Below are 16,661 nucleotides of genomic sequence, written 5' to 3' on the forward strand. Positions count from 1 at the left end.
GGTGACCGGAGCGGCGCAGGGTACCGTCAGGATCCGTCCCGGAGGTCGGCCGGCGCCTTTGCGGCGAGCCTGATCTGGTCGAAGCGGACGACGCACCGGTCGCCGAGCGGAGCCTGGGCCAGGAAACCGACTCGGGCGGGCCGCCGGGAGGCCAGCCGGAACAGCCGGACGAAGTGCCAGAGCACGCCGTCGGGCGAGGCGTGGAAGGCCCAGGCGGCTCCGGTCCGGGTGATCCGCAGCCACACGTCGGCCGCCACCACGACGCTGGAGTTGCAGTCGTCGGACGAGTCGTTCGTCACGACGCTGACCACCATCGCCTGACCCGCCGGCGACCACTCGAAACAGACCTTCGCCCAGTGATCCTCGTCGACCCAGACGGCCAGCGCGCCCGCGTCGAACGTCGTCCGCGGCGGGTCCACGCGCACCCGCGCCGAGAGGGTGAACTCGGCGGGAGCCTCGAAGCTCAGCGCCGATGCCCGGTGCTGCCGCCCGCCACCCAGGGGGTCGTTCGTCCAGTCGACGCCCGCGACCGCCACGAGCACCAGCTCACCGCGTTCTTCGTCGAAAGAGCCCTCGCCGTTCTGCGGCACCCAGGCCAGTGGCGGAAGACCCGCAACCCCGATCGTCATCCGACCCTCCCTCGCGTGCGGGTAAACGTACCGCCCGCGACGTGGCGCAGGCGCCTACGCCGAGCGGCGAAGCTCGCGCCAGCCCTGTCCGCCGGCCCGCCAGGAGTCCGCGAGGATGCTCGCCGAGCTGCGGCTGGCACACTCCAACACCTCGGAACGGCCCTGCGCCCCACCGATCTGCGCCTGGACCTCCCAGCGCCGCCCGTCGGTTCGGATGTACACGTCACGACGCCCCCGAGGCGTGGCGTCCCCATTCCACCAGTGTTCTTCGACGTTCACCTGGCGACCGTACCAGCCGAGGAGCGGCCGATCGGAGGCGTGACGGCAACGGTCCGGGCACGAAAAGGACGCGCCCCACCCAGGGTCGTGACGGATGGTAGCACCTGACTTACATTGCGCAATCGGCTTGGGTCGACGCACGTGTATCGTTCCCCCGCACGGGCCAGCGCCGGGTCCGGTCAACTCCGGGCCGGCATCCGCAGACCCGCCATGCCGCCGTCGACGGCCAGCGAGGTTCCGGTGACCGCGCCGGCCGCCGGTGAGGCGAGATAGACCACGGCTGCCGCGACCTCCCCTGCGGTGACCAGTCGGCCGGTGGGTTGGCGGGCGGCGAGCCGCCGCCGTTCGGCCTGCGGATCGGGAGCGGCGGCGAGCAGCCGCGCCACCCACGGGGTGTCCACTGTGCCCGGGGCCACGCAGTTGACCCGGATGCCCTCACCCACCAGGTCGGCGGCCATGGCGAGGGTCAGCGCGTGCACGGCGCCCTTGGAGGCGGAGTAGAGGGCACGGCGGGGCAGTCCGGCGCCGGCGGCGACGGACGAGACATTGACGATCGCGGCGTGCGACGAGCGACGCAGGTACGGCAGCGCCGCGGTGGTGGTGCGGGCCACCCCGGTGACGTTGACGTCCAGCACGCGCGCCCACTGCTCGTCGTCGTTCTCCTCGACGCCGCCGATCGCCGAGATCCCGGCGTTGTTGACCACGATGTCGAGGCCACCGAACGCCTCGGCCACGGCGTCGACAGCGGCGGTGACCCCGGCCCGGTCAGCGACGTCCGCGGATACCGGGTGGACCCCGGGGTGTCGCGGCGCTCCCGACGGATCCACGTCGAGCACGCCCACCCGGGCCCCCGCAGCGAGCAGCGCCTCGGTGCAGGCGTGGCCGATCCCGGAACCGCCCCCGGTGACCACCGCGACCAGTCCGTCACATCTCACGATCCTCCCCCTCCCCCGCCGGCGCCGCTGGTCGACGCCAGGCCGGGCCGTCCGGATACGCGTAGGTGGCGATGCTCCGCGGGTGCAACTCGGCGGAGAATCCCGGCGCGGTCGGGGCCAGGTAGTGGCCGTCGCGCAGCACGACCGGGGTGCGGAAGTGCTCGTGCAGGTGGTCGACGTACTCGATGGCCCGGTCCCGGGTGCTGCCGCAGACCGCGACGAAGTCGAACATCGCCAGGTGTTGCACGAGTTCGCAGAGTCCGACGCCACCGGCGTGCGGGCAGACCGGCACCCCGTACTTCGCGGCGAGCAGCAGGATGGCCACGTTCTCGTTGACTCCGCCGACCCGGCAGGCGTCGATCTGCACGACGTCGACCGCGCCGGCCTGCAGGAGCTGCTTGAACAGCACCCGGTTCTGGCCGTGCTCGCCGGTGGCGACCCGGATCGGGCCGCCGTCGGGGGCGGCGTCGGCGAGGGCGGCGCGGACCGCGGCGTGGGCCAGGATGTCGTCGGGGCTGGTCGGCTCCTCGATCCACCACGGGTCGTAGGGGGCCAGCGCGCGCATCCAACTCACCGCCTCGGCGACGTCCCACCGCTGGTTGGCGTCGACCGCGATCCGCACGTGCGGTCCGACCGCCGCCCGGGCCGCCCGGATCCGTCGTACGTCGTCGTCGCGGTCAGCTCCGACCTTCAGCTTGATCTGGCGGAAGCCGTCCGCCACCGCCTGCTTCGCGAGTCGGACGACCTTGTCGTCGTCGTACCCCAGCCAGCCAGGGGAGGTCGTGTACGCCGGGTATCCGTGCTGCTGGAGCCGCGCGGTCCGCGCCGCACGGCCGGGTGCGGCGGCCCGCAGCAGGTCCCGCGCCTCGGACGGGGTGAGGGCGTCGGTCAGGTAGCGCCAGTCGACCAGGTCGACGATCTGTTCGGGGTCGAGGTCGGCGAGGTAGCGCCAGACCGGTTTGCCGGCCCGCTTGGCGACCAGGTCCCACATCGCGTTGATGACCGCGCCGGCGGCGAGGTGCACGACGCCCTTCTCGGGGCCGAGCCAGCGCAGGTGCGAGTCGTGGGTGAGGCTCCGGGCGAACGCGCCGAGGTCGACGGTGTCCGGATCGACGCCGACGACGAAGGAGGTGAGGGCCTCGATCGCGGCGCGGCAGATGTCGTTGCCCCGACCGATGGTGAACGTGAAGCCGTGCCCGTCCGGGCCGGAGTCGGTGCGCAGGACGAGGTAGGCGGCGGAGTAGTCGGGGTCGGGGTTCATGGCGTCGGAGCCGGCGCTCACCTGCGCGGTGGGGAACCGCACGTCGTAGGTGTCGACGGCGACGATGACGGCCATCAGGCGTTCCGCAGGGTGCTGTGCTGCCGGCCGAGACCGTCGATCTCGATTTCCATGACGTCGCCCGGGCGCAGGTAGGGGAAGCGTCCGGACAGGGCCACGCCCGGTGGGGTGCCGGTGTTGACGAGGTCGCCCGGGTCCAGGACGGTGTACTGCGACAGGTGCCAGACGAGGTACGCCACGTCGAAGATCATGTCTGCGGTGGTGGAGTCCTGCCGGGGTTCGCCGTTGACCCAGGACCGCAGCCGCAGCGCCTGCGGGTCGGCGACCTCGTCGGGGGTGACCAGCCACGGTCCGAGTGGTTGGAAGGTCTCGCAGGACTTGCCCTTGGACCACTGCCCGCCGGACCGGTCGAGCTGGAAGTCGCGTTCGGAGACGTCGTTGGCGCAGACGAAACCGGCGACGTGGGCGAGAGCGTCCCGGGGTGAGGAGAGGTAGCGGGCGCGCCGGCCGATCACCACGCCGAGTTCCACCTCCCAGTCGGTCTTGGTCGAGCCGCGGGGGATGAGCACGTCGTCGTGTGGGCCGACCACGGTGTTGGGGGCCTTGTAGAAGACGATCGGGGTGGCCGGGGGCGGGGCGCCGGACTCGGCGGCGTGCGCGGCGTAGTTCTGTCCCACGCAGAGGATCACCCCCGGTCGGGCGATGGGAGACCCGATCCGCTGGCCGGTGATGTCGATCTCCGGCAGGTCGGTGTCCTCGGCGACGCGGCGCAGCCCGTCTGCGGCGAAGAACGCCGGGTCGATGTCGTCGGTGATCGGGCTCAGATCGAGGTGGCGGCCCTCGGTCAACAGCACGGGTCGCTCCGCCCCCGCCGGTCCCACCCGCATGAGTCTCACGAACCAACCTCCAGTCGATAGGTACGGATGGCGGTGCCGCCGAGGACGGCCGACCGCTCGTCGCAGGAGAGCCGCGCCAGGCAGGAGCGGAGGGCCTGCCACGCCTGGTCGTACGAGGCGACCAGCTCGCACACCGGCCAGTCGGATCCGACCATCAGCCGGTCGGGGCCGAACAGTTCGACGGCGGTGTCGACGTACGGCCGGATGGCGTCGGCGCTCCACGTCGGGCCGGCCTCGGTCAGCAGGCCGGAGAGCTTCGCGACGACGTTGTCGCAGCCGGCCAGTGGCGCGACGGCGGCCCGCCACCGGGCGAGCGCCGCGGGGCCGTCGGCGATCCGGGGTTTGCCGAGGTGGTCCAGGACGAAGGTGGTGCCCGGCGTGGCCCGGGCCGCCTCGGCGCAGGCGGCCAGCTGCCCGACGTGGACGACGAGGTCGTAGGTGAGCCCGGCCGCGCCGATGCGGGACAGGGCCTGGCGTACCTCGGGCCGGGCGAGGTACGCCGGGTCGGTGACCGCCTGCACCTGGTCGCGGACGCCGACCAGCTTCGCCGCACCGGGCAGCCGCCGGTATCGGGCGAGGGTGGCGGGCAGGTCGGGGTCGGTCAGGGACACCCAGCCGACGACGCCGGCGACCAACGGGGTGCCGGCGGCGAGGGAGAGGAACTCGGCGGTCTCGGTCGGCTCGCAGCGGGCGGCCTCGACCAGCACACCGGCCGTGACCCCGGTCTCGGCCAGGTGCGGGGCGAGGTCGGCGAGGGTGTAGTCGCGGCGGATCCGCTCCAGGCCGGGCGCGTCGAGCCAGCCGGCGTGCCGGGCGGACCACAGGTGGTGGTGGGCGTCGATGATCACGGCGTGGGCACCTCCTCCGGCAGGAGACCGGCCCGTTTGAGGCCGGCCCAGAGTTCTCCGGGGATGTCCCACTCGAACATCGCCAGGTTGTCGGCGACCTGCCCCGGGTCGCGGGCACCGACCACCACGCTGGTGACCGCCGGATGCCCGAGGGGGAACTGGATCGCCGCGGCCCGCAACGGCACCCCGTACCGGTCACACACGGCGCGGATCGCCGTCGCCCGCTCGACCAGCTCCCGGCCGGCCGGGGCGTAGTCGTAGGGAGCGCCGGGTCGCGGGTCGGCGAGCAGGCCGGAGTTGTAGACGCCGGCGGCGACCACCGCGACGCCCCGACTCCGGCAGAGTGGCAGCAGGGTGTCCAGCCCGGACTGGTCGAGCAGGGTGTACCGCCCGGCGAGCATCACACAGTCGAAGTCGCCGGCGCGGGCCAGGTCGGCAAGCGTCGGCGCCTGGTTCATGCCCACGCCGACCGCGCCGATCTCGCCGGCCGCACGCAACCGCGCCAGCGCCGGGTACGCCCCCGCCATCGCCTCGCCGACGTGGTCGTCGGGGTCGTGCAGGTAGGCGATGTCGATCCGCTTTAGGCCGAGCCGCTGCAGGCTCTCGGCGTGCGAGCGCAGCGCCCCGGCGGCGGAGAAGTCGAAGGTCGGGACGAGGCCGCTCGGCTCGGCCCAGAATTCCTGGCCTCGGCCCTCGCCCGGCACCAGCAGCCGGCCGACCTTGGTGGACAGGGTGAACTCCGCCCGGGGCCGGCCGGCGAGGACCGCCCCGGCCCGGCGCTCGGACAGCCCGCACCCGTACAGGGGCGCGGTGTCGAAGTAGCGCAACCCGAGGCGCCAGGCGGCCTCGACGGTGGCCCGGGCGGGCTCGTCGCCGACGGTGGTGAACATCCCGCCGATCGGGGCCAGCCCGAGGCCGAGCCGGGTCACCCGCACGTCGGTACGCCCCAGCGGGACCAGTTGGGTGGCCTGCACCCCGCCCTCCTGTCGTGAGAGATTCCTCCGCGCCGTGCCCCGCCGGTGGCCGGCGCGCCGTACCGGGAGCGGCGGGCCGGCGCCACCGAGGACCGCGGTGGTTCCGGCGCCGCCCTCCGGTGCCCGGGGCGGCGCTGCCGCCCCGGGCACGGTCAGCCCTTCACGGCGCCGATCAGGACGCCCCTGATGAAGTGGCGCTGGATGAAGGGGTAGACGGCGACGATCGGCGCGACCGTGAGGATGACCACCGCCATCTTGATCGATTCGGTGGGGGGCATGGTCACCCCCGTGGTGCCGCCCGAGGTGTGCGGCGCCTGCCCGGCCAGCAGGTAGCTCTGCAGCACGCGCTGAATCGGGTACATGTCGTTGCGGTCGATGAACAGCAGCGCGTCGAACCAGACGTTCCAGTAGGTGACCGCGTAGAACAGGCCGACGACGGCGACGACCGCGCGGGACAGCGGCAGCACGATTCGGGTCAGGGTACGGAAGTGGCTGGCGCCGTCGATGCGGGCGCTGTCGACCAGTTCCTGGGGGATGCCCTGGAAGAAGCCGCGGACGACGACCAGGTTGAACACGCTGATCGCGGGCGGCAGGATCAGCGCCCAGATGGTGTCCTTGAGGCCGAGCCCGGTCACCACGAGGTACTTGGGCACCAGGGGCGGATAGATCAGGAACGGCAGCAGGAAGTACGCCAGCAGCCAGCGGTAGCCCAGCGAGCGTGGTTGGGACAGGCCGTAGGCGGCGAGGACGGTGACGGTGAGCGCCACGGCGGTGCCGATGACGGTGACCAGGGTGCTGATCCACAGCGCGCGGGTGACGGCGCCACCGGCGAAGATCGTCTCGTACGCGGAGACGTCGATCCCCTTGGGGATGACGACGAGCCCGCCGGCCTCGGCGATGGTCTCGCGGGAGGACAGGCTGGTCACCAGGATCACCCAGAGCGGGAACAGCACGCCGAGGACCAGCAGGGCGAGCAGGACGGCTTTGAGGCCCTGGCCGACCAGGGTCGGTTTCTCCTCCCACACCGGCCGGTGGTCGCGTGCCGGGCGTGACTTCTGGACGACGGTCTCGGTCATGACTTTGAGTAGATCCCTCGTTCGCCGAGCTTGTGCGCGACCCGGTTGGCGGCCAGGATCAGGCAGAGCCCGACCGCGGCCTTGAACAGGCCGGCCGCGGCGCCGTAGCCGTAGTTTCCGGTGGCGATGGAGAAGTGGTACACGAAGGTGTCGAGCACCTCGGCGGCCTGCCGGCCGACGGCGTCGCGTTGCAGGAGGAACTGCTCGAAGCCGACGGAGAGCGCGTCGCCCAGACGCAGGATGAGCAGCAGCACGATCACCGGCCGCAGGCCGGGCAGGGTGATGTGCCACAGCCGCCGCCACCGCCCGGCACCGTCGGCCGCCGCCGCCTCGTAGAGGCTCTGGTCGATGGTGGACAGGGCGGCGAGGAACACGATGGTGCCCCAGCCGACGTCCTTCCACACCGCCTCGACGGTGACCAGGATGATGAAGGTGTCCGGGTTGGTCATGATGTTCCACGGCTGGAGCCCGGCCTCGCGCATGGTCTGGGCCAGCAGGCCGGCGCCGCCGAGCATGGCGACGAAGAAGCTGACGACCAGCACCCAGCTGAAGAAGTGCGGCAGGTACACGATGGTCTGGACGAAGCCGCGCAGCCGGCTGGAGAGCAGGTTGTGCAGCATGATCGCCAGGGCGATCGGCAGCGGGAAGAAGAAGACCAGCTGGAACGCGGTGATCGCCAGGGTGTTGCGGAACGCGTCCCAGAACGCCGGGTCCTCGAAGAGCAGCTGGAACTGACCGAACCCGATCCAGTTGCTGCTCACGAACGCCTGGAACGGGTTGTCCCCGAGGTAGGGGTTGTAGTCCTGGAAGGCGATGACGTTACCGAGGATCGGCACGTAGCTGAAGACCAGCAGGATGACGAAGCCGGGCGCGACCATGGCCAGCAGCTGCCAGTCGCGGCGCAGCCGGGCCCGCAGCGACTGGGGCCTGCGGCGGCCGGTGCGGCGGGGGGCCGGCGCCGGTGGGGTCGACCCGTCGGGCCGGGTCCGGTCGGACCCGGCCGCGACGGTGGTGTTGCGTGCGGTCATCGGCCAGCCTTGGGCAGCGAACCGGCGAGCAACTGCCTCGCCTCCTCACCCCCGTTGGCCTTCCACTCCGCCACGATGGCGTCGACGTCGGACAGCGGCCGGCGCCCGCGCAGGACATCGGTGAACTTGTCCTCGATGGGCACCTGGTTGGCCTTGTAGCTGGCCGGCATCTCCAGCTTCACCCCGTCCCAGGGGTCCTTCTCCAGGTACTTGACCATGTCGTTGGAGTACGCCAGGAGGCTCTGGAGGAGGTTGGGAGTGTCGGGGAAGGGCCCGACCGTCGGGTTACGGCCGCTGATGAAGAAGAACTGGTTGGCGATCTCCTTGAACGCCAGGTCGGTCTTGACCGGGCCGTTCGGGGTCCGGGTGTGGTGCTTGCCCTCCACCCCGAAGTCACGCAGCTGCGCCTCCTGGGTGCCCAGCGGCGCGGAGCACCAGTTGATGATCCTCAGCAGCTCCTCGACCCGCTCCTTGGCGAGGCCCTTCTTGATGAAGGTGTAGGAGATCGGCTCGTCGTCGCCCCAGACGAGGGGGTCGCCGCCGGTGGCGGAGAAGACGGGCACCGGCTGGATGTTGAGCTTGGGGTTGGTCTTCTGGTGCTCGGCCTGGGCACCCTGCCAGAAACCGACGCCGGCCTGGTGGAAGACGACCTGGCCACTCTTGGCGAACAGCTGGGCGGCGTCCGCGCCCTTGCTGGCGACGAGATCGGGGTGGACCAGACCGTCTTTGTAGATCTTGGCCATCACCTCCAGCGCCTGCCGGAACTCCGGGGTCTCGTACTTGAACTCCGGCGTCCCGTCGGACTTCAGCCGCCAGCCCTGCTTGGAGCCGGGCACCTTGTGGAACATCTGGATCATGGCGAAGGCATCGCTGAACGCCCACACCTTCTTGGCCGGGTCGGTGACCTGCTTGGCCATGGTGAGCAGCTCGTCGAGGTTCTTCGGTACGGCCAGGCTCCGCTCGTCGAGCAGATCCTTGCGGGTGAACAGCGCCCAGGGGAACGGCCCGTCGGTGGGGTTGGGCACCGCCATCAACCGCTCGTTCCACAGGGCGTTGCGCCAGGAGCCGGTCGGGAAGGTGGCCAGCATCGGGTACGCGTTGACCGCGTCGCCCTTGAGGTGGTCGGTGAGATCCTCGAAGAGGACCTTGATGGCCTCGGAGAAGCGCGGGATCTTCTCCACCTCCCAGCCCGGCACGCACAGCAGGTCGGGGACGTCCCGGGCGCCGAGCATCGCGTTGAGCTTGTCGGCGTACGTGTTGCCGTCCTGGATGGTGAAGTTGACCGGTGTGCCCAGTTCCGCGTTGACCGCCTGCAGGTAGGCGCTCTGGGCGGCGCCGGGCGGGGCCGGGCCCCACGCCGGGGTCATCGCGGTGACCTGGGTGCCGCTGGTCCCCGGTTTGTCGGTTATCGCGTCGACGAGCGTGCTGGGGTACTTGGAGTAGCCGTCCGGAACGGGGCGGATGCCCTTGACGTCCGGCGTGAGGTTCAGCGCCAGGTCCTTGTGCGTCGGCAGGAGGTCGGCGAACTTGTCGAGGTTCTGCGCGCCGCCGGAACCGGCGGGCTTCTCGCTGCACCCGGCCAGCAGCGGGCCGCCGGCGACCGCCGCGGTGCCCAGGCCCACGAGGCCGAGGAAGTTGCGGCGCGAGGCTCCCGCGCCGGAGTTCGGAGATGTCATCGGTTCCCCTTCGAGAAGGGCGGTGTCGAGAGGATGCACACGGCTATAGTGAATAGTTGGTCTGGATAGCAAACAAACTAAGGGACGATCGAACGCTCCCACAAGAGGTCCGGCGACTCAGATGCCTCGGCGGACTCGGTTGCCCACCAGGGAGGTTCCAGGCGTGACGCGCCGGCGATCCGCGGCCACCGGCCGATCCATCAGCTCGTGGGCCGGCGTGACCTGGCGGTCCAGCGACGTGCTGATCACTCCCCGACCCGACCCGGCGCACCCCGTCGTGTCGGTCAAGGACCCCACGGTGGTGCGGTGGCGGGACCGCTGGATCGTGTACGGCACCTCGGCCGACACCTCGGGCGCCTGGCGCGTCTTCCACACCAGCTTCGCCGACTGGTCCGAGGCCCCGTCCGCACCGCTGTACCACCTGGATCAGAACCCGCACATCGGCGACACGTACATGGCCGCGCCGCAGCTGTTCTACTTCTCACCCCAGGACATGTGGTACCTGGTCTACCAGCAGGGCGCACCGGCCTACTCGGTCACCGACGACCCGACCCGCCCGGACACCTGGACGGCGCCGCGCGGCTTCTTCGCCGAGCAGCCGTCCCTGCTCGCCCAAGGGTGGCTCGACTTCTGGGTGATCGCCGACGAGGGCCACTGCTACCTGTTCTTCACCGACGACAACGGGTTCCTCTACCGGTCACGGACCTCGGTGGCGGACTTCCCGCACGGGTTCGGGGCGCCGGAGGTCGCCATCGCCGACTCCCGGGAGAACTGCTACGAGGGCAGCGCGACATACAAGGTCCGGGGCACCGACACCTACCTGACGATCGTCGAGGGCTTCGACTCCCGGGGGCACCGGTGCTACCGGGCCTGGACGGCGGACCGCCTCGACGGGCCGTGGACGCGCCACGGCACCGACGACCACGCGTTCGCCCACCACAGCCACGTGCTCTTCCCCGCCGGCGGGCGATCCACCGACATCAGTCACGGCGAACTCGTCCGGGCTGGACACGACGAACGCATGGAGATCGACCCCCAGCGGCTGCAGCTGCTGTACCAGGGCCTGGACCCGGGCGTTGATGTGGAGGGGACGCCGTACGCGCTGCTGCCCTGGCGGATCGGACTGCTGACCCGCACCGGCGGCGAGTGACCACGGTACGGGACAGGGCGGACCGAACCGGTCGGGTCGCCGCGGATCCGGAAACCCCCTTGGCGGCCAGCGGGTTCCCGGACCGGTCCTACGCGTTCGGGTTGAACGGGATGCCGCCGGGCAGCGCCTTGCGCAGCATGCCGGCGAAGTTGCTGTCCTTCAGGTCGAAGTTGGCGCTGCCCCAGTCGGCGTTGCTCAGCTTCTCCCGCACCCCGGCGGGGTAGCCGTTCCAGCCGACCAGCGTCGGGCGGTGCCAGGCTCCGTGGTGGTTCTCCGGCGGGTCGTCGCCGGCGTTGGCGAGGCGGAAGGCGTGCGACCCGGCGCCATCCTTGTGGTAGACGATCTTCGGGTGGGCGCCGTCCCAGCGGACCTGGGCGGTGGCGTGGACGGTGAAGTCGCCGTGGGCGGAGGTCGCCACGTAGCGGGCCTGGTCGTTCTGCACCCAGACCACGACGTGCTCCCAGTCGTGCCGGTGCCCGCTGCGGACGTTGGCCAGGAGTTGGTCCTTCTCGAAGTAGAGGGCGTACGCGTAGGCGCACCAGCCGTTGTTGCAGGCGTGCCGTGAGTACCCGTTGGCGTTGTCCAGGTCCGACCGGTCGCGGCACTGGCCGGTGAGCGATCCGGTCGGCTTGAGTCCGCCGTTGAGTGTCCCGTCCGGGCCGACCGCCGGAGCGGGGTAGCAACCATCGGTGTCGTAGTCGTAGGCGGGTTGCCACTTCCGCTCCGCCGCGTCCGCGTTGCCCGGCAGTCTCGCGTGCGTGGTGGCGAGGGCGACACCCGCCCCGGCGACGACCATTGCGACGGCGCCGGCCACGGCGACCAGCAGCCGCAGGGCGTGCCGCGTCCTCGCTCTCCGCCGCCGGCCGGGCCCGGAGTCGGTGGCGGAGAGCGGTACCGAATCGGTCATATCGATGACTCCTCATCTCTGGCCCAGATGGGGAAAGAGTCTCGCCGCCGATCCTGTCGAGCGCCAGACATCCATACGTCGATGTCCTGAACTGCCGCCATCTGATGGACAGGACGTCACCTCCGGGTCACACCGGGGCGACCGGCGGTGATTGCGCAGCCCGGCCTGCCGCACGGTCTTCATCGGGGCGTGGGCCGCAGCGGCCGTGGCCGCGGGCTGGCTGGTCAGCGGCAGTCTGCGACCGAGGACTGGGATGTTCGTGGCGGCGCTGGCGGGAGGTGTCGCCCTGGTCGCCGCCACGGTCGTCTACTACCGGGCGGAGTCGCTGTTCGCCGGCGACCCTCCCGTGGGGCGGGGTGGTGCATTTCTGGCTGGCCGCCAGCGTGGTGTGCGGATTGCCCCTCGGGGCGGTGGGGGCCACCATTCGGCGTCCCGCCCCGGTCGGAGTTCTCGCGGCGCTGGTCGTTCCCCTCGGGGCGGCCGTCAACATGGTGGTGCTGCCACCGCCGTCGGAGAGCGCCGTGGCGGGGCCGGTCCGGCTGACCGTGTGGGTAGCCGCCTCGGCGGCCGTCGTGCTGATCGTGGCACCCGCCATCCCTGCTCGACAGCGCGGTCATCGCGAATCCGGTGTGGCCACGGAGGCGCTGGCCGACCGGTAGCCGACGCGGGGCGAGGGGGCCCCGACCGGCCCCGGCCCACCGCCCGGCGTCAGGCGGCGGCCAGCGCCGCGTAGCGGCCGGCACGGCGCAGCAGCGTCTCGTGGGTGCCGGACTCGACGATCCGGCCGTGGTCGACCACTGCGATCTGGTCGGCGTGCCGGATGGTGGAAAGCCGGTGCGCGATGGTGATCACCGTACGGCCCTCGGCGAGGGCGTCCAGGGCCTGCTGCACGGCCCGCTCGGTCTCGGTGTCCAGCGCGCTGGTGGCCTCGTCGAGCACCAGGACGCGCGGGTTGCGCAGCAACGTGCGGGCGATGGCCAGGCGCTGCTTCTCGCCGCCGGAGAAGCGGTGGCCCCGCGAACCGACCGTCGTGTCGTACCCGTCGGGAAGGCCGACGATCAGGTCGTGGATCCGCGCGGCGCGGGCCGCGTGCTCGATCTCGGCGTCGGTGGCGTCGGGGCGGGCGTACCGGAGGTTCTCCCGCACGGTGGTGTGCAGCAGGTAGGTCTCCTGGCTGACCACGCCCACGACGGCGGCGAGGTCGACCAGGCGCAGGTCGCGCAGGTTGACGCCGTCGATGGTGATGCGCCCGCTGTCGGGGTCGTGCAGCCGGCTGATCAGGGCGGCGAGGGTGCTCTTGCCGGAGCCGGTCTCGCCGACCAGGGCGAGGCTGGTGCCGGCCGGGACGTCGAGGGTGATGCCGGCCACGGCGGCGGTGTCGCTGCCCGGGTAGCTGAAAGTGACGTCCTCGACGCGCAGATGGCCGCGGACCCGCGCCGGGTCGATCTCGACCGGCTCGGCCGGGTCGTCGACCTCCACCGGCAGGTCGAGGTACTCGAAGATGCGGGCGAACAGCGCCAGCGAGGCGGTGAGCTGGACGCCGACGTTGAGCAGCCCCATCAGTGGCCGGAACAGCCCGCCCTGCAACGCCGTGAAGGCGACCAGGGTGCCGATGCTGAGCGTCCCGGCGGTGCCGGGCAGCCCGGCGCCCAGGTAGATGACGGCGGGGATGGCCGCGAAGACGACGGTCATGGTGGCCATCCGCCAGCGGCCGGCCAGCTCGGAGCGGAGCTCGAGGTCGACGAGGCGGGCGGAGGAGGCGGCGAACCGGTCGGCGAGCGCGCGGCCGGCGCCGAGGGTCTTGGCCAGCTGTACGCCGCTGACGCTCAACCCCTCCTCGACGGTGACGTTGAGGTCGGCCAGCTCGCGCTGCAGCTGGGCGGTGATCTCCCGGCGCATGACGGCCACCCGGCGGGCCAGCCAGATCGCCGGCGGCAGGACGACCAGCGAGACCAGGGTGAGCCGCCAGGACAACGCCACCATCGCGACCACGGTGGCCACCGCCGTGGTCAGGTTGGACGCGATGGAGGTGGCGGTGGAGGTGACGACGGACTGCATTCCGCCGATGTCGTTGGTGATGCGCGACTGCACCTCGCCGGTGCGGGTGCGGGTGAAGAAGGCGATCGACTGGCGTTGCAGGTGCGCGAAGACGTCGGTACGCAGCTGGTGCATCACCTGTTGGCCGACGCGGGTGGCGATCCAGGTCTGCACCACGCCGAGCACGGCGGTCACCGCCGCGACGGCGACCATGCCGACGACCAGTTGGGCCAGCAGGGTCAGGTCGCGCTCCGGGAGCGCGCGGTCGATAACCGTGCGCAGCAGGAACGGGGAGGCCATGGCGAGCACCGAGGAGATCACGATGATCGCGGTGACGGTGGCCAGCGGGGCGCGGTGGGCGGTGAAGAGCCGGCCGACGCGGCGAAGGGAGACGTCGTGGGCCTGGGCCCTCTCGGCGGCGCTGACGCTCCGGGGCGTCCCGCCGTGGCCGGGGCGGTGGGTGGGGATGGTGTCCAAGGGGCCTCCTGACGACTTGCTGAGGTTACCTCATCATGAGGGAGCAACAACAAGCTCTGCTACCGTATTCCGGTGACCGGCGAGGAACCTGACGCGCCCGAGGAGAGCCTTCCCGAGCTGTTCTGGGCGGTCGCCCGGCGGCTGCGCCACCACTCCCGGCGCACCCTCGAACCGTGGGAGATCAACCCCGGGCACGCCCGCGCGCTCGCGGTGCTCGGGCGGCACGGCGCGATCCGGCTCCGCGCGCTCGCCGACCACCTGCACATCGCGCCCCGCTCCGCCACTGAGGTCGTCGACGGGCTGGAGGAGCGCGGACTCGTCGCGCGCCGGCCCGACCCGGCGGACCGGCGCGCGACCCTGGTCACGCTGACCGACGAGGGCAAACAGGTCGGTCGGGCCATCCGCGCGGCGCGCGACGCCGAGGCGCAACGCTTCTTCGGCCACCTCTCCCCCGCCGACCGCGACCACTTGACCCGCATCCTGCGCACGCTGCGCGACTGACCGCCGCCACCGGCGCTCGACCCCGCTGAGGTCGTCATCCGTCGCACGCCGCTCCCGCCGACATCGCCGATCCGTCGCACGCCGCTCCCGCCGACATCGCCGATCCGTCGTGGCGACGCTGTGTTTTAGGCTTTGCTTATATAAGTCGCGAGTGATAGGAATGGTGGGTGCACGCGTTTGACGTCCTCGGCGATCCGGTGCGGCGCCGCATCCTGGAACTGCTCGCCCAGGGCGAGCAGACCGCCGGCGGGATCGGCGCGGTGATCCAGGAGGAGTTCGGCATCTCCCAGCCGGCCGTATCCCAACACCTCAGGGTGCTGCGGGACAACGGCTTCACCACGGTCCGCCCCGAAGGCGCCCGCCGGCTGTACGCGGTCGATCCGCGACCGCTGCGGGAGGTCGACGAGTGGCTCGCCGGCTTCCGCGGATTCTGGGCGCCGAAGCTGGACGCCCTGGCCACCGAACTGGCCCGGGGTCGACGCGCACGGCGTGCACACCCACCGACCGAGGACAGGAGCACTCGATGACGGACGTCAGCCACCAGATCAGCGCCGTACGGCGCACCGTCGGCACCCGCACGCTGGAAGCCGGCGAGGCGCGCGTGCTGACCATCAGCCAGGCGTACGACGCGCCCCTGGAGGACGTCTGGGACGCCTGCACCAACGCCGCACGCATCCCCCGCTGGTTCCTGCCGATCTCCGGTGAGTTGCGGGTGGGCGGTCGCTACCAGATCGAGGGCAACGCGGGCGGCACCGTCCAGCGGTGCGACCCGCCCACGAGCTTCGCCGCCACCTGGGAGTACGGCGGTGAGGTCAGCTGGATCGAGGTGCGGCTCACCCCGGAGAGCCCGCAGCGCACCCGCTTCGAGTTGGAGCACGTCGCGCACGTCGACGACGAGCGCTGGCTCGAGTTCGGCCCCGGCGCTGTCGGCGTCGGCTGGGACCTGGGCCTGCTCGGACTCGCCTCTCACCTGCGCGCCGACGGCGCAGGCGTAAGGCCGGAGGAGGCCACCGCGTGGATGGGCTCCGAGGAGGGTCGCCGGTTCATGACGGCGGTCAGCGATTGCTGGGGCGAGGCCAGCGTCGCCGGCGGCACCGACCCGGACGCCGCGCGGGCCGCCGCCGCCCGCACCACCGCCGCGTACACCGGTGTCCCGGCCTGACCCATGGGCGCCGCGTTGCCTGGGGCGACGCGCTCCGTCCGCGACCCGAACTGCCCGGGGGTACTGACACAAGGAACGTCGCAGCTGCGGGGCGAGGTGGTCGGGCCTAGGGGGTGATGAGCGTGCAGGCGCTGATTGCGCCCAGCAGTATCAGCGCCGGCACGACCAGCAGCAGCTCTGCCGCCGATCCGGTGCGGAAGCGCAGCGGGGCCCACATGCCCAGCGGCGCCCAGCGGCAGCCTCCGATCCGGATCGGCCACAGCAGGGGCACCCGGGTGAAGGTCAACGCGTCGCCGAGGGAGTGCACCAGGCAGCCCAGCCCCAGCGGCAGACCCACCCACCACCACCCGGCGACCGGGCCGGGCAGCGCTGCTGCCATCAACCCGACGAACAGCCCGGCTGCTGTCGCACCGTACGCCCCGCGGGTGCGCCTGCGCAGCGCCCCGCGCACCGCCAGCGCCGCGGCCAGCCCCGCGACGGCCGCTGCGGCGACGTTCCCACCGACCCAGCAGAGCAGCGACACCACCAGACCCACGGCCACCGCGAACAACAGGGTGTGCGTGACCGCCCGGTGCCCGCCCCGACCCGCGCAGCAGCCGCAGGAGGCCGCCCGCAGCGCTGCCGCGCCCGCAGCCGTGCCCCGGGCGATGAGCCGGGTCACCGGGCCCAGCGACCGGGCGACAACCGACCCGGGATGGTCGACGTCGGGCAGCAGCGCCCCACCGGCGGTGACCGCCGCGCCGACCACCACTGCGCCCACCGCCGGCCGCGCCCCGAGCCCCGCCGCCAGCGCGCAACCACCCAGCC

18 protein-coding genes are annotated in these 16,661 nt (G+C 71.9%); 5 read left to right on the forward strand and 13 right to left on the reverse strand.

Going from position 1 to position 16,661, the window contains the following annotated elements:
• Window positions 1-26 precede the first annotated feature (26 nt).
• From E1193_RS11450 to E1193_RS11495, 10 genes are all read right to left on the reverse strand, one after another.
• Window positions 27-629 carry a DUF1349 domain-containing protein gene (locus tag E1193_RS11450; protein ID WP_132182976.1) on the reverse strand — a complete coding sequence of 201 codons (603 nt, stop codon included), beginning with the start codon at window positions 627-629 and terminating at the stop codon, window positions 27-29.
• Window positions 630-683: 54 nt separating this feature from the next.
• Window positions 684-908, reverse strand: coding sequence for a hypothetical protein (locus E1193_RS11455; protein ID WP_132182978.1), 225 nt, complete (start codon window positions 906-908; stop codon window positions 684-686).
• Window positions 909-1,087: 179 nt separating this feature from the next.
• On the reverse strand, window positions 1,088-1,843 hold the full coding sequence (locus E1193_RS11460) for an SDR family oxidoreductase (protein ID WP_243707510.1): 756 nt from the start codon (window positions 1,841-1,843) through the stop codon (window positions 1,088-1,090).
• Entirely contained in the window at window positions 1,833-3,179 is a 1,347-nt protein-coding gene (locus tag E1193_RS11465; RefSeq protein WP_132182980.1) for an enolase C-terminal domain-like protein, read from the reverse strand. The genes E1193_RS11460 and E1193_RS11465 overlap by 11 nt, the downstream gene beginning before the upstream one ends.
• Window positions 3,179-4,018, reverse strand: a complete 840-nt coding sequence (locus E1193_RS11470) for a fumarylacetoacetate hydrolase family protein (protein WP_132182982.1) — start codon at window positions 4,016-4,018, stop codon at window positions 3,179-3,181. Before E1193_RS11470 ends, E1193_RS11465 begins: the two co-directional genes overlap by 1 nt.
• Window positions 4,015-4,866, reverse strand: a complete 852-nt coding sequence (locus tag E1193_RS11475; protein ID WP_132182984.1) for an amidohydrolase family protein — start codon at window positions 4,864-4,866, stop codon at window positions 4,015-4,017. The genes E1193_RS11470 and E1193_RS11475 overlap by 4 nt, the downstream gene beginning before the upstream one ends.
• Window positions 4,863-5,840: an aldo/keto reductase gene (locus E1193_RS11480; protein WP_132182986.1), complete on the reverse strand. Its 978-nt coding sequence runs from the start codon at window positions 5,838-5,840 to the stop codon at window positions 4,863-4,865. Before E1193_RS11480 ends, E1193_RS11475 begins: the two co-directional genes overlap by 4 nt.
• Before the next feature lie 152 nt (window positions 5,841-5,992).
• Window positions 5,993-6,916 carry a carbohydrate ABC transporter permease gene (locus E1193_RS11485; RefSeq protein WP_132182988.1) on the reverse strand — a complete coding sequence of 308 codons (924 nt, stop codon included), beginning with the start codon at window positions 6,914-6,916 and terminating at the stop codon, window positions 5,993-5,995.
• On the reverse strand, window positions 6,913-7,944 hold the full coding sequence (locus E1193_RS11490) for an ABC transporter permease subunit (RefSeq protein WP_132182990.1): 1,032 nt from the start codon (window positions 7,942-7,944) through the stop codon (window positions 6,913-6,915). Before E1193_RS11490 ends, E1193_RS11485 begins: the two co-directional genes overlap by 4 nt.
• The gene (locus E1193_RS11495) at window positions 7,941-9,620 is read right to left on the reverse strand and encodes an extracellular solute-binding protein (RefSeq protein WP_132182992.1); all 1,680 of its coding nucleotides are present in this window, start codon (window positions 9,618-9,620) and stop codon (window positions 7,941-7,943) included. Before E1193_RS11495 ends, E1193_RS11490 begins: the two co-directional genes overlap by 4 nt.
• A gap of 163 nt (window positions 9,621-9,783) precedes the next feature.
• Between E1193_RS11495 and E1193_RS11500 the strand changes: the two genes are divergently transcribed.
• Entirely contained in the window at window positions 9,784-10,770 is a 987-nt protein-coding gene (locus E1193_RS11500) for a non-reducing end alpha-L-arabinofuranosidase family hydrolase (RefSeq protein WP_207922664.1), read from the forward strand.
• 88 nt (window positions 10,771-10,858) lie between these two features.
• Here the strand turns inward: E1193_RS11500 and E1193_RS11505 are convergent, their stop codons facing one another.
• Complete coding sequence (locus tag E1193_RS11505) at window positions 10,859-11,677, reverse strand: NPP1 family protein (RefSeq protein WP_132182996.1); 819 nt, start codon at window positions 11,675-11,677, stop codon at window positions 10,859-10,861.
• A gap of 356 nt (window positions 11,678-12,033) precedes the next feature.
• On the opposite strand from E1193_RS11505, the gene E1193_RS11510 reads away from it, so the two are divergent.
• Window positions 12,034-12,336 carry a hypothetical protein gene (locus E1193_RS11510; RefSeq protein ID WP_132182998.1) on the forward strand — a complete coding sequence of 101 codons (303 nt, stop codon included), beginning with the start codon at window positions 12,034-12,036 and terminating at the stop codon, window positions 12,334-12,336.
• Window positions 12,337-12,385: 49 nt separating this feature from the next.
• Here E1193_RS11510 and E1193_RS11515 read toward each other — a convergent pair whose 3' ends face one another.
• Window positions 12,386-14,191 carry an ABC transporter ATP-binding protein gene (locus E1193_RS11515; RefSeq protein ID WP_132183000.1) on the reverse strand — a complete coding sequence of 602 codons (1,806 nt, stop codon included), beginning with the start codon at window positions 14,189-14,191 and terminating at the stop codon, window positions 12,386-12,388.
• 72 nt (window positions 14,192-14,263) lie between these two features.
• On the opposite strand from E1193_RS11515, the gene E1193_RS11520 reads away from it, so the two are divergent.
• The 3 genes from E1193_RS11520 (at window position 14,264) to E1193_RS11530 (ending at window position 15,854) form a co-directional block, all read left to right on the forward strand.
• Window positions 14,264-14,692 carry a MarR family transcriptional regulator gene (locus tag E1193_RS11520; protein ID WP_132183002.1) on the forward strand — a complete coding sequence of 143 codons (429 nt, stop codon included), beginning with the start codon at window positions 14,264-14,266 and terminating at the stop codon, window positions 14,690-14,692.
• Between the two features lie 167 nt (window positions 14,693-14,859).
• Entirely contained in the window at window positions 14,860-15,219 is a 360-nt protein-coding gene (locus E1193_RS11525; protein ID WP_132183004.1) for a metalloregulator ArsR/SmtB family transcription factor, read from the forward strand.
• A complete protein-coding gene (locus E1193_RS11530; RefSeq protein WP_132183006.1) occupies window positions 15,216-15,854 on the forward strand; it encodes an SRPBCC family protein in 639 nt (212 codons plus the stop codon). Before E1193_RS11525 ends, E1193_RS11530 begins: the two co-directional genes overlap by 4 nt.
• Before the next feature lie 106 nt (window positions 15,855-15,960).
• Here the strand turns inward: E1193_RS11530 and E1193_RS11535 are convergent, their stop codons facing one another.
• Window positions 15,961-16,659: a metal-dependent hydrolase gene (locus E1193_RS11535; protein WP_243707512.1), complete on the reverse strand. Its 699-nt coding sequence runs from the start codon at window positions 16,657-16,659 to the stop codon at window positions 15,961-15,963.
• Window positions 16,660-16,661: the final 2 nt, after the last annotated feature.

Source organism: Micromonospora sp. KC606, assembly GCF_004348675.1.
Classification (GTDB): Bacteria; Actinomycetota; Actinomycetes; order Mycobacteriales; family Micromonosporaceae; genus Micromonospora.

Coding starts and splice junctions, on each gene's coding strand:
- E1193_RS11450 (WP_132182976.1), bottom strand. CDS start 629: ATGACGATCGGGGTTGCGGGTCTTCCGCCACTGGCCTGGGTGCCGCAG.
- E1193_RS11465 (WP_132182980.1), bottom strand. CDS start 3,179: ATGGCCGTCATCGTCGCCGTCGACACCTACGACGTGCGGTTCCCCACC.
- E1193_RS11485 (WP_132182988.1), bottom strand. CDS start 6,916: ATGACCGAGACCGTCGTCCAGAAGTCACGCCCGGCACGCGACCACCGG.
- E1193_RS11490 (WP_132182990.1), bottom strand. CDS start 7,944: ATGACCGCACGCAACACCACCGTCGCGGCCGGGTCCGACCGGACCCGG.
- E1193_RS11495 (WP_132182992.1), bottom strand. CDS start 9,620: ATGACATCTCCGAACTCCGGCGCGGGAGCCTCGCGCCGCAACTTCCTC.
- E1193_RS11505 (WP_132182996.1), bottom strand. CDS start 11,677: ATGACCGATTCGGTACCGCTCTCCGCCACCGACTCCGGGCCCGGCCGG.
- E1193_RS11530 (WP_132183006.1), top strand. CDS start 15,216: ATGACGGACGTCAGCCACCAGATCAGCGCCGTACGGCGCACCGTCGGC.